We start from the raw sequence: 12,442 nt of genomic DNA, 5'->3' as shown, positions 1-12,442 counted from the left end.
GGGGTCATCCTTCGCGTCCCCGGCTGCGGGCCAAGGCCAGGCGGGACGGTTTCGGCAGGTCCAGTGGGAGAACCCGGACCGGGGGCCGCGGTGGCGGATCGCCCGGGACGGTGGTGTCGTGGTGGGGGCGGCGGGTGGCCGGGACGGAGGCCCGACCGGCACCGCTGACCGGGGATGGATCGCGGGCCGGTGGCTGTCGGCGGGGGCGCGGCGACACCACCTGGCACGCGGCCATCGCCGCACCGGTGGCGGCGGTCAACTGGGAGTCCGGTTCCACCTCGACGGGGACCGGGAGGGCCGCGCTGATCAGCTCGGTGACGAGTGGCACGCGGGTCGACCCGCCCGCCAGCAGGACACCGTCGAGCTGCCCCGGCGTCAGGTTGGCGCTGCGCACGGCCCGCAGCAGGAGGTCGACGGTGACCTGCACCGTCGGGCGGATCATGTCCTCGAACTGGGCCCGGGTCACCGGTATCCGCGCCGGGCCGCCCGGCAGGGCCAGCACCACGTCGGCCGTCAGGTCGACGGTCAGCACCCGCTTGACCCGGTCACACTCCGCGCGCAGCCCGCGCAGCGCGGCCTGGGTGCCGCGGCGTGCGCTGGTGGCCAACTCCCGGGCCAGCGCGGTACGGGTGTGGTCGGCCAGCGCCTCGTCGAAGTCGGCCCCGCCGATCGGGTCCAGGCCCTGCGGGGTGCCGAACGTCTCGTAGGTGCCGCGCGGGGTGCGACGCACGAGAGCCGCCTCGAAGCTGTTGCCCCCCAGGGCGTAGACGACAGCGGTGCTGCCCGCGAACCCGCGGGCCGCGTGGCTCTCGGCGACAGTGACCGTGCGCGGAAGCAAGGTCATGTTGCGCAGGCCGAAGCCGGACAGCGCCCGGTGCAGCACCTCCCGTCGGTAGGGGCGCCACCCCGCCGGGTGGCTGAGCACTATCGCCTCTGCCGGGCCGCCCTCCAGGGCGTGGACCCGCTCGACCACCCACGCCGCCAGTTCGGCGGTGAGCGTCTGCGGCGCGCACGTTTCGCCGCCGAGCAGCAGGGGTACGTCATCGCCGATCCGGTGCACGAAGTCGCGTGTGGTGCGGCTGCCGTCGTCGGTGGCGGGCTCGCCGACGTGCAGCGAGCCGTCCTCGGACAGGCACAGCACCGACGGCACGAGAGCGGAACCGACCTGCAGCGGGACGGGCTCGGGGCGGGTCCAGGTCGTGCCGTGCGACCGTGCGACCGCGGCGGCGGTGTTGGTGCTTCCGATGTCTATCCCCAGGACGTACGGCATCGTCTCTTCTCCCCCCGTGAGTTGGCCGGCCGATGGCGATGGCGTCGGTGCTGCCGACGACCCACCCCCGGCGAACCCCGCGGGCTCCTACGTTCGTACCAGAGATCAGTCCCTGGTCGGGACCCTAATCTCGCCGGGTCGGTTTCCCCCTGTCCCCCTAACGTACGAGGCGGCGGAGCCCCTAGTTCAACCGGCCCGGATGCGGGCTGAGCCCCGATGTCCGGGGGTGGGCCGGGCAATAGCGTCACTGTCGATGTACGACACCCGCCGACGGCCAGATCCGAGGAGAACCGGCACATGGACTCGCACCAGACCCTCCACGACTTCGTGCTCGACCTGTTGACGAACCCCGACGCGCGGTCGGCCTTCGACCTCGACCCCGAGGGTGCGCTGCGGGCCGCAGGGCTCAGCGACATCACCGCGGCGGACGTGCAGGACGTGGTGCCGCTGGTGGTCGACTACGCGCCGGGGCAGGGCCTCACCCCACTGGTGCCGGCCGTCGGGCAGCTCGGGTTCGACCCGCTGGTCACCGACACCACCGACGTGGTGGGCCAGTTGCAGAGCGTGGCGCAGCAGATCAGCGTCACGAGTTCTCCCACCGGCGTGGACATCAAGGCCGGCGTGCTCGGCGCCATCGCGGTCGACCCGTCGGCCGCCGCCGCCGGGATCACCGTGCTGCCGGGGATCGGCCTGGGCGTCGGTCCGTACGGGTTGGACAGCGACCTGGCTGGTGTTTCCGACGTGGCGCACACCCTCGACGCCGACGTGGTGCAGCCGGTGGACGCCATCGCGGACCCGGTTCTGGGGAACGTCACCGGCGCGGCCGGCGACCCGAGCGGTCTCCTCGGCGCAACCGACCCGGGCCTGCTCGGCGGCGACCTGACCGGCGGTGTCCTCTCCGGCACCCACGGTCAGCTCAACGGTGTCGTGGGTTCCCTCGGTGTCGACGACACCCTGGGCGGGCTGGGTCTGGGCCACGCGGGCGGCGCTGTCGGTGGCGTCGTCCCGCCCCTCGACGTTCCGTCCACTGTGGGTGGTGTGACGCACCAGGTGGACAGCCTCCTTCCCGGTGTCACCGGCACGGTCGGTGATGTGACCGGCGGCGCCACCGATGGTGTGCTGGGCGACTCGCACGCCTCGCCGGACCACGGCCTGCTGGGTATCACCGGCGGCCTGCTCTGACAGGGATCTCCGGTAGGAGCGGGAGGCCGGGTCGCTTCGGGCGATCCGGCCCTCTCCGGTTCCACATCCGGTCCCTCTTGATAATTGAGCCGAAATCCGCACACTTGGTGCGGTGATGGCCGGGATCTGGTTGGACGTGCTGGACGAGATCGCCCGTACGTGCAGTGCTCATGGTCGTGGTGACCTGCTCCAGACGGTGCGGCAGAAGCGTGCCCAACTGCTGGACCCGACGCTTCGGGTCCTGGTCATCGGTGAGCCGAACCAGGGCAAGAGTCAGCTGATCAACGCGATCATCAACGCCCCCGCCTGCCCGGTGGGCGACGGCCGCACGACAGTCCTGCCGACCGTGGTGCAGCACGCCGAAGCCCCGTCCGCCGCGGTGGCTCAGGCGCCGCCACCAGCCACGGGTCGTCCCGCCGGCGGCGCCGCCACGGTGACCGTGGAGCGGACTCCGGTGGCGCTCAACCAGGTCGCCGCGGGCGTGGCCGGCATGATCGGGCGTCGGGCGGGCGGCGGTCCGGCGTACGTCGAGATCGGGGTGCCGCGTGCTCTGCTCGGCGCCGGGCTGGTGCTGGTGGACACTCCGGGCACCGACGAGGTCGCCGGTGTCGGCGGTGCCGCCCCGGTCGCGGCTCCCGCCCGCGCGGACACCGTGCTGCTTGTCTCGGACTCCACCCGGGAGTTGTCGGTCGCCGAGCTGAACGTGTTGCTGCACGTGATGCGCGCGCACCCGAACGTGGTCGTGGTGCAGAGCAAGACCGATCTGGTGGCCGGCTGGCGTGCGGTGGCCGAGCGCAACCGGCAGCATCTCGTCGAGGCCGGCGTCCCGGCGGCGCTGATCCCGGTCTCGGCGACGCTACGGCTGCGCGCCGTCGCCTCCGGCGACCGTGATCTCAACGCCGAATCCGGCTTTCCCGCGCTGATCGCCCGACTACAGCGGGACCTGGCCGGCAAGTCCGACCACCTGGCCCGGGCGTCGGTGCAGGCGGTGGCGCGGACGGTGGTGGAGCAGCTGGCCGCACCGCTGCGCGCCGAGCTGGCGACCCAGGAGGCCGAGGAGCAGTCCGGGCCGATCTCCCGCCTGCACGCCGCCCAGCGCGAGGTCGACGAGCTGCGCCGGTGCTCCACCCGTTGGCAGAACACGCTCAACGACGAGATCGCCGACCTGCTCTCGGACATCGAGTACGACCTTCGGGACCGGACCCGGCAGATCCTGCGCACTGTGGACGAGGCGTTCGACACCGCCGATCCGCTGGACGCCTGGGACACCTTTCAGGACTGGTTGGAGCGGAGCCTGGTCGAGGCGGCGGAGGCCAACCACGAGTGGCTGATCCAGCGCTGCGACTGGATCGCCCGCCGGGTGGCCGCCAACTTCAACCGGTACGGCTACGACGTCCTGCCACCCTGGTCCATGTCCATGCCGGACGACATCGCCCGGCGACTGCCGGAGTTGCAACGGCCGACGATCGACAGGTTCACCACCGGCCAGAAGCTGTTCACCGGCATGAAGGGCTCGTACGGCGGCATGTTGATGTTCGGCCTGGCGACCACCCTGGCCGGAATGCCGATGATCAACCCGGTCTCGGTCGGCATCGGGGCGCTCTTCGGCGGCAAGAGCATCCGCGACGAGAGCAAGCAGTTGCTCCGACGCCGCCAGGCGACCGTCAAGTCCGCGATCCAGCGCCACGTCGACGACTTCTTCGTCCGGATCACCCGGGACTGCCGGGACGCCGTCCGGCAGGTGCAGCGGATGCTGCGTGACCACTTCACGGGGCTGACCGAGGAGCTTCAGGAGGCCATCGTGCAGTCGTTCCGCAGCGCCAAGCAGGAGGCCGACACCGACGCCTCCCTGCGCGAGCAGCGGCAGCGTGAGATCCGGTTGAAGATGACCCGGTTGGCCGCGCTCTACGAGCAGGCCCAGCAGTTGACCGCCACGCGTTCGGCCCCGCTGCTGTTGGAGCCGCAGACATGACAGTGGGGCTGCGGCTGGACGAGGCGGCCTGGGGGTTGCTACACCAGGCCATCGACCTCTATCAGGGCAACCCCCGGGCCGTGGGGCAGTTGCGCAATCAGGTGGCCCGGTTGGAGCAACCGCTGCGCATCGCGGTTGCCGGGCCGTGGCGGTCGGGCAAGTCGACGGTGCTCAACGCGCTGATGGGCGAGGAGGTCGCGCCGGTCGAGCGGGCCGACGGTGTGTTCACCTGGTACGAGGACGGCCCTGCCCCGCGTGCCACCGCCTACCCGGCCGGTCAGCCCCCGCAGGAGCTGACGGTGGTCAAGTCGGTGAACGGGTTGCGGGTGGATCTCGGCTGGGATATCGGGGACGTACGCGACATCGTGGTGCAGTGGCCGACGCGCGCGCTTCGGCAGGTCACGCTGATCGACACCCCGGCGCTCCCGGGCGACGTCGAGCAGGGCCGGGTGCCGTTGGTGGAGCGGATGCTGCGGGACTCGGACGCGGTGTTGTACCTGACCCGTGACGGTCGCGACAGTGATCTGCGGATGCTGGAGGCGGGCCGGGACGGCGCCGTCGGGCAGGCCGCCCCGATCAACGTGATCATGGTGTTGTCCCGGGCGGACGAGACCGGGGGAGGTCGGATCGACGGTCTGCTCAGCGCGCGTCAGCTCGCCCGGCGGCACTACCGCGATCCACGGGTGAGCGCAGTCAGCGTGAACGTGGTGGCGTGCAGCGGGATGCTCGGCCTGGCGGGCCGGATGCTCGGCGAATCGGACTTCGCGGCGCTCGCGACGTTGGCCTCGGTGCCCCGGGCGGAGTTGGACGCCCACCTGATCTCCGCCGAGCGCTTCCTCCGTGGCGAGCTGCCGGTACGGCTGGAGACCGATGTCCGCGGCGCGCTGCTGGACAGGTTCGGGATCTTCGGTGTCCGGCTGGCGGCCACCCTGGTCCGCAGTGGCTTCGACAGTCGGGTGAAGCTCTCCGCCGAACTCATCCGGCGCAGTGGCCTCACCGAGCTGCGGGAGTCGGTGACCCGTTGTTTCATCGATCGCCGCGACACGCTCAAGGCGCGGTCCGCGCTGGCCGCGGTGGAGACGCTGCTGCGGGCCGAGCCCACCCGGGGCTCCGACGAGCTGGTTGGCGCGGTCGAGCAGATCCTCGCCGGTGCGCACGAGTTCCGGGAGCTGCGCCTGCTGGTGGCGCTGCGCAACACCCGGCTCGGGTTCGACGTGGAGCTGGCCGACGAGGCGCAGCGACTGGTCGGGGGCAACGGGGTGGGTCTCGCCGCCCGGCTCGGTGTCGAGCACGAGGCGACCGCGCAGCGGCTCTGGCAGGTCGCCGCCGACGCGCAGTGGCGGTGGCGGGACCGGGCCGAGGACCCACTGCTTCCGCTGGCGCAGCGGCGCGGGGCGCAGGTCGTCGCCCGCAGTTGCGAGGGAATGATCGCCGAGCTGGTCGCGGGCGGTCGCTGAGAGCGGTGGTCGTACCTGGCGTGATCTGAGGCGCGACGGGGGCGGCCGTCACGGCCGCCTCCATCGGTGCCCGCAGGGCTCAGCGCGGTTGGTACGTCTGGCAGTCGGCGATGTCCTGCCCCGGGCCGACCCGGATGGACGGTGCGTGGCACTCCAACTCGGCGTTGTGTTGGCAGTCGCTGCGCTTGCAGGCGCCGACCTGGGCGATGACCCGGTCCAGCCCGCCCTTCGCCGAGGTGTCGATGAACGTGGCGCAGTTGGCGTTCTCGTGCCCGTTCTCCTGCCCGATGGTGATGGCGAACGCGTGGCAGCCATCGTGGTTGTAGCCGCAGTCGGTGACGGTGCACTCGTGAACCCGCGGCATCTCCAGCATGTCAGTCATCGGCGATCTCGCTTCCGTCGGTGGTGCCGGGCAATCCCAGTACCCGGCACCGACGGGACAAATCCCCATCAGTCATCTCTTTCGGGGATATTTTGCATAGGCCAGGCTTACCTAACAGTGGTGATCCGATTCGGTCAGTCACCGAGCGCGTCGGGCCGCGAGCGCGTCCACCGCACCTCGGGGGCCTCCGCGCACGGATCGCAGCCGGAAAACCGTTATTCGATCTAGCTCTCGACGGTCGTCCCTGACCTGCGGAGATAACGCTCTCACGGATGGTGGGAGAGTGCTTGACGCGCCCGTGATTCGGACGCAACGATGCATTCACATATCTCGTCCCACCACCGCCAGGCGTGATCGGCGCACGCCGTCCCTCGCACCGCGAAAGGACCCCACCGTGCGCAGATCCCTGAGATCGTGGCTCGGCCTCGCGCTGAGCACGATCCTCGTGGCCGGAGGCATCGTCGCCGCGCCGCCCACGGCCAGCGCCGCACCCTTCACCGTGCTGGTCTTCAGCAAGACCGCCGGATTCCGGCACGGATCCATCACCCCGGGCATCACCGCCATCCAGCAGCTCGGCGCCGCCAACGGCTTCACCGTCGAGGCGACCGAGGACGCCGCCCAGTTCACCGACGCCAACCTCGACCGGTTCGCCGCGGTGATCTGGTTGTCCACCACCGGCGACGTGCTCAACGCCGCCCAGCAGGCCGCGTTCGAGCGCTACATCACCGGCGGCGGCGGCTACGTCGGCGTGCACTCCGCCTCCGACACCGAGTACGACTGGCCCTGGTACGGCGGGCTGGTTGGGGCGTACTTCGCCTCGCACCCCGCCGAGCAGAACGTCACCGTCAAGGTCGCCGACCAGGTGCACCCGTCCACCGCGACGCTGCCGCAGCGGTGGAACCGGTTCGACGAGCTGTACAACTACCGCACCAACCCCCGCGGCAATGTGCACGTGCTGGCCACGCTGGACGAGAGCACCTACACCGGCGGGAGCATGGGCGCCGACCACCCGATCTCCTGGTGCCAGAACTACTCCGGCGGCCGGGCCTGGTACACCGGCCTGGGGCACACCGACGCGTCGTACACCGAGGCGAGCTTCCGTCAGCACCTGCTCGGTGGCATCAGGACCGCGGCCGGGGAGGTCGACGCCGACTGCGGTCCCACCGTCACCAGCAGCTTCCAACAGGTGGAGCTGGCCAAGGGCGCGGCCGAGACCGGTGAGCCGATGAGCCTGACCGTCCTGCCGGACCGGGGCGTGCTGCACACCTCCCGCAACGGCGTGATCCGGCACACCGACGCCGCCGGCAACACCAAGATCGCCGCGACCCTGCCGGTCTACACCGGAGACGAGGAGGGTCTGCAGGGCATCAAGGCCGACCCGAACTTCGCCACCAACCGCTGGGTGTACGCCTACTTCGCCCCGCCACTGAGCACCCCCGGTGGCGGCGCCCCGGCCACCGGCACCCCGGCCGAGTTCGCCGTCTGGGAAGGCGTCAACCGGCTGGCCCGGTTCACCGTCAACGCGGACAACACCATCAACCTGGCCAGCGAGACGCTGATCCTCAACGTCCCGACCAGCCGGGGCATGTGCTGCCACGTCGGCGGTGACATGGACTTCGACGCGGCGGGCAACCTCTACCTGTCCACCGGTGACGACACCAACCCGTTCGACTCTGCCGGCTTCACCCCGATCGACGAGCGGGCCGGGCGCAACCCGGCGTTCGACGCGCAGCGCACCTCGGCGAACAGCAACGACCTGCGCGGCAAGGTGCTCCGGATCAAGCCGAGCGCCGCCGGCGGTTACACCATCCCGGCCGGCAACATGTTCGCCCCGGGCACCGCGCGGACCCGCCCGGAGGTCTACGCGATGGGCTTCCGCAACCCGTTCCGGATGAGCGTGGACAAGGCCACCGGCATCGTCTACCTCGGTGACTACGGTCCCGACGCGGGCACCGCCGACCCGAACCGGGGGCCGGCGGGCAACGTGGAGTTCGCCCGGATCGACCGGCCCGGCTTCTACGGCTGGCCGTACTGCACCGCCCGCAACGACGCGTACAACGACTACACCTTCCCGTCTGGCCCGTCCGGGCCGAAGTTCAACTGCGCGGGCGGGCCGGTCAACAACTCACCCAACAACACCGGCATCACCCAGCTGCCGCCGGCCGTCCCGGCGTGGCTGCCGTACGGCGGCTCCGGCTCGCCGCCGGAGTTCACCGGCGGTGGCCTGTCGCCGATGGGCGGCCCGGTCTACCGGTACGACCCGAACAACACCTCGCCCGTGGCGTTCCCCGAGTACTACGACGGGACCTACTTCGCCGGTGAGTTCGGTCGCCGCTGGATCAAGAACATCAAGCTCGACGCGTCCGGCCAACCGCTGAAGATCAACCCGTTCCCGTGGACCGGCACGCAGGTCATGGACATGGAGTTCGGGCCGGACGGCGCGCTCTACGTGCTCGACTACGGCACCGGCTGGTTCAACGGCGACGCCAACTCGGCGCTCTACCGCATCGAGTACGCCCGCGAGGGCCGAGCGCCCGTCGCCAAGGTCTCGGCCACCCCGACCAGCGGCACCGCGCCGCTGACAGTGGCCTTCTCCTCGGCCGGCACGCTCGACCCGGACGGTGACCCGTTCGCCTACGCCTGGGACTTCGACAACAACGGCACCACCGACTCGACAGCGGCCAACCCGAGCTTCACGTACACCACCAACGGGACCCGCAGCCCGACGTTGACGGTCCGGGACACCACCGGCAAGACGGCCACCGCGAGCGTGGTGGTCACTGTCGGCAACAGCGCCCCGGTGGTCACAGTGAACACCCCGTTGAACGGGCAGACCTTCACCTTCGGGGACGCCGTGCCGTTCTCGGTCACCGTCACCGACGCCCAGGACGGTGCGATCAACTGCGCCCGGGTGAAGGTGAACTACGTCCTCGGCCACGACTCGCACGGCCACCAACTCGGCAGCGTGCAGGGCTGCTCCGGCGTCATCCAGACCTCGGCGGACGGCGAGCACGACACCGCGGCGAACATCTTCGGCATCATCGACGCCGAGTACACCGACCTGGGCGGTGGGGGTCAGCCGCCGCTGACCACGCACACCCAGGCCGTCCTGCAACCTCGGGTACGCCAGGCCGAGCACTTCGGTGACTCGTCAGGTGTCCAGATCGTCGCCGGGGCAGCGGGGCACGGCGGCGCGGCGGTCGGCTACGTCGACAACAACGACTGGATCTCGTTCCGGCCCTACAACCTGACCGGCGTCCAGTCGTTCAGCGCCCGGGTCGGAGCACCGGCCGGTGGCGGCGGCACGGTGGAGTTGCGGGTCGACTCGCCCACCGGGCCGCTGGTCGGCTCGGCCACCGTGGTCCCCACCGGTGGGTACGCCAATTTCGCCACGGTCACCGGTGGGGTCACCGCCCCGACCGGCACCCGGACCCTGTTCCTGGTCTTCAAGGGCGCTGGGCCGTGGTTCGACATCGACGAGTTCACCCTCTCCACCAGCCCCGGCGGTCCCGGACCGGACCCGGACCCGGACCCGGATCCCGAGCCGGGCACCAACCTGGCCCGGGGCAAGCCGGCACGAGCGTCCAGCTTCGAGGGCGCGTACGGCGCGGCCAACGCGTTCGACGGCGTGGCCGGAACCCGGTGGGGCAGCGCCTTCAGTGACCCGCAGTGGATCGACGTGGACCTCGGTGCCACGTACTCGCTCAACCGGGTCAAGCTGACCTGGGAGGCGGCATACGGCAGTGGTTACCAGATCCAGACCTCGCCGGACGGGGTCAACTTCACCACGATCCGTACGGTGACCGGCGGCGACGGCGGGGTGGACGACCTGACCGGGCTCAGCGGGTCCGGCCGGTACGTCCGGCTCCTGGGCGCCACCCGGGGGACCGCCTGGGGCTACTCACTGTTCGAGTTCGAGGTGTACGGCGGCACCGGTGGCCCCTCCGGCGGCAACCTTCTGCTCAACAAGCCCACGTCGACCTCCAGCAACGAGGGGGCCGACGTGTCCGGCGCCCAGGCGGTGGACGGCAGCCTCACCACCCGCTGGTCGAGCACGTTCTCCGACCCGCAGTGGATCCGCGTCGACCTCGGCAGTCCCACAGCGATCGGTCGGGTCAAGCTGAGCTGGGAGGCGGCGTACAGCAGCGCGTACCAGATCCAGACCTCTAACGACGGCACCACCTGGACGACGGTGAAGACGGTGACCGGCGCGGTCGGCGGTGTGGACGAGCACAGCGCGCTTGGTGCCAACGGCCGCTACCTGCGGATCAACGGCACCGCCCGGGGCACCGGGTACGGGCACTCGCTCTGGGAGGTGGAGGCCTACATCAGCTGAACCACCACCGTTGACGTGGCCGGCACGGTGATCCGTGCCGGCCACGTCCGTCAATGCAGCTCGCCTGCGACACAACGCGGACGCCGCTCGGGTGTGGCTACTGACCGACGGAGGCGCGGCGTGAGCAGCGACGATCTGGAGCGCCGCTACCGGCGGCTGCTGGCCTTCTATCCGTGGGAACACCGTCGGGTGTACGAGGACGAGATGCTGGCCGTGCTCCTCGTTGGTGCACGGCCGGGCCAGCGACGACCCGGCGCCGCCGACGTGCGGAATCTGGTCGGCGCCGGCTTGCGGGGCGCTATTGGTGCGGCGGAGAGAGGAGACCCTGCGGACGGTCGCCCTCGGCCGGAACGCCGACCGCGAGCAGCCAATGGGTCAGTGAGGTGGACGGGTGTTCACCCGACGCCTGGCGGCTGGCCATCACCGGCGCGGAACACCGCTCGGGTCAGATAGTGCCGCGACTGCCGATCGAAGCGTCCGAGCAGATCGCGGGCGGCAGGCGGGACAACGGAGGCGGACGGATCGCCGCCGGTGAAGGCCGACACTGCGGCGAAGTCCGTGAAAGTCATGGCGGTGAGAAATTCGCTGCCCTCGGCGGGGTCCAGCTCCTGCGGGGAACGACGCAGAACCCGAAGCTCCCGAAGCCCGGCCACCCCCCGGGCGAGGATCGCGGGCGCGATGTCCTGCGTCAACAGCCGATCGTAGGCGTCAGCGAGAGCGGGCTCCGTCCACCCGCTCCACAGTCGAAGAATCATGACAGCATGCTGTCATTCCAGTAGTAGGCTGTCAACGTGTGGTAAGGTGCTGCCGATGACCGAACGGAAACAGGACCGGGTCGACGCGTATCGGCTGCTGGTGGCAGACGTGTACGAACTGGCAGGCGAGTCTCGGCGCTCAAGCGAGGAGCTCGCCCGAGAAGAGGGCCAAACTGCCGCCCGATGGCACGTGATGAGCGTGCTCTCCGACGGTGCCCGCACCGTCGCGAGCGCGGCGCGCAGACTCGGCCTCGCTCGGCAGAGCGTGCAGCGAGTGGTCGACGACCTGGCCCGTGCCGGGATGGTGGAGTTGCACGACAACCCCGATCACCGCCGCGCGCCACTGGTGACACTCACGACGGCAGGGCTGGCCACGCTCACCGGCCTCCTGGAACGCTCCGACGCCGACCGCCGGGACGCCGTGGAACGAGCCGGTCTCAGCCTCAGGGATCTCGAGAATGCGCGCGAGACGCTCAGGCGGTTGGTGGACGCCCTGCAGAGCCGGTGAACCGCCGCGACACTCACCTCACCTGCTCCCGGGCCGTCAGTCGTCGGCGACGGCCACCGGCTCCGAGCCGATGCAGCGCACCTTCAACTCGTACTCCCGAGTCGGCCCCCGAAACTTGACCTCGACGTCGTCGTCCGGGCCCCGGTCCACGTCCCTGACCCGGTAGCCCTGCGCGGGCGCCCAGGAGACGAGGCGTACGCCACCGGCACCGCACTCGGCCACGGCCGTGCCGCCCTCGGTGGCGAACCCCCGGCGGACCCCGGAGCTCGCGCTCGGCGTGGGGCTGGCCGTGCCCGGCCCGACTGAGGCGGTGCCCGTCGTACCGGTGGGCACCGGCTCCGGCGAGGCGAGCGCCCGTTCGATCTCGGCCTCGCTGCGCACCCCACCCGGTGTGCCGGTGAGGCTCTCGCCCACCAACCGGATCGCGCCCAACCCGATCAGGGTCGCCACGGCGACGGTGGCCACCCACCCGGCGGCGACGAGAATCGAACGACGGCCCATGCTCTGACTATCCCCGATCCGTCCTTGTCGTTGGCACATCCGGACGCTAAGGCATGGTTAACGTGCGCCTCGCCGACAG

Annotated in this window: 9 protein-coding genes; 5 read left to right on the top strand and 4 right to left on the bottom strand. The window is 70.8% G+C overall.

Features of this window, described 5'->3' with window-relative positions; genetic code table 11:
• Positions 1-4 precede the first annotated feature (4 nt).
• Positions 5-1,270: an Hsp70 family protein gene (locus FBZ33_RS17655; protein ID WP_141909916.1), complete on the bottom strand. Its 1,266-nt coding sequence runs from the start codon at positions 1,268-1,270 to the stop codon at positions 5-7.
• Between the two features lie 297 nt (positions 1,271-1,567).
• Here FBZ33_RS17655 and FBZ33_RS17650 point away from each other — a divergent pair, with 297 nt between their 5' ends.
• The 3 genes from FBZ33_RS17650 (at position 1,568) to FBZ33_RS17640 (ending at position 5,881) form a co-directional block, all read left to right on the top strand.
• Entirely contained in the window at positions 1,568-2,452 is an 885-nt protein-coding gene (locus FBZ33_RS17650; RefSeq protein ID WP_141909915.1) for an IniB N-terminal domain-containing protein, read from the top strand.
• Between the two features lie 115 nt (positions 2,453-2,567).
• Positions 2,568-4,424 (top strand): dynamin family protein, encoded by a 1,857-nt coding sequence (locus FBZ33_RS17645; RefSeq protein ID WP_141912755.1) that lies wholly within the window; start codon positions 2,568-2,570, stop codon positions 4,422-4,424.
• Positions 4,421-5,881: a hypothetical protein gene (locus FBZ33_RS17640; RefSeq protein WP_141909914.1), complete on the top strand. Its 1,461-nt coding sequence runs from the start codon at positions 4,421-4,423 to the stop codon at positions 5,879-5,881. The genes FBZ33_RS17645 and FBZ33_RS17640 overlap by 4 nt, the downstream gene beginning before the upstream one ends.
• Before the next feature lie 79 nt (positions 5,882-5,960).
• On the opposite strand, the gene FBZ33_RS17635 is transcribed toward FBZ33_RS17640, so the two are convergent.
• Positions 5,961-6,263, bottom strand: a complete 303-nt coding sequence (locus tag FBZ33_RS17635; protein ID WP_088948797.1) for a DUF1540 domain-containing protein — start codon at positions 6,261-6,263, stop codon at positions 5,961-5,963.
• 394 nt (positions 6,264-6,657) lie between these two features.
• Between FBZ33_RS17635 and FBZ33_RS17630 the strand changes: the two genes are divergently transcribed.
• Entirely contained in the window at positions 6,658-10,599 is a 3,942-nt protein-coding gene (locus FBZ33_RS17630) for a ThuA domain-containing protein (protein WP_141909913.1), read from the top strand.
• Positions 10,600-10,994: 395 nt separating this feature from the next.
• On the opposite strand, the gene FBZ33_RS17625 is transcribed toward FBZ33_RS17630, so the two are convergent.
• A complete protein-coding gene (locus FBZ33_RS17625; RefSeq protein ID WP_210924645.1) occupies positions 10,995-11,291 on the bottom strand; it encodes a hypothetical protein in 297 nt (98 codons plus the stop codon).
• A 118-nt stretch (positions 11,292-11,409) separates the two neighbouring features.
• Between FBZ33_RS17625 and FBZ33_RS17620 the strand changes: the two genes are divergently transcribed.
• Positions 11,410-11,862, top strand: a complete 453-nt coding sequence (locus tag FBZ33_RS17620; RefSeq protein WP_141912753.1) for a MarR family winged helix-turn-helix transcriptional regulator — start codon at positions 11,410-11,412, stop codon at positions 11,860-11,862.
• A gap of 36 nt (positions 11,863-11,898) precedes the next feature.
• Here FBZ33_RS17620 and FBZ33_RS17615 read toward each other — a convergent pair whose 3' ends face one another.
• Positions 11,899-12,363 (bottom strand): septum formation initiator, encoded by a 465-nt coding sequence (locus tag FBZ33_RS17615; protein WP_141909911.1) that lies wholly within the window; start codon positions 12,361-12,363, stop codon positions 11,899-11,901.
• Between the last annotated feature and the right edge of the window lie 79 nt (positions 12,364-12,442).

This window comes from Micromonospora sp. A202, assembly GCF_006715105.1.
Taxonomy (GTDB): Bacteria; Actinomycetota; Actinomycetes; order Mycobacteriales; family Micromonosporaceae; genus Micromonospora; species Micromonospora zamorensis.
The sequence above is the reverse complement of the archived record's forward strand: the minus strand, read 5'-3'. Positions and strand labels throughout refer to the sequence as shown.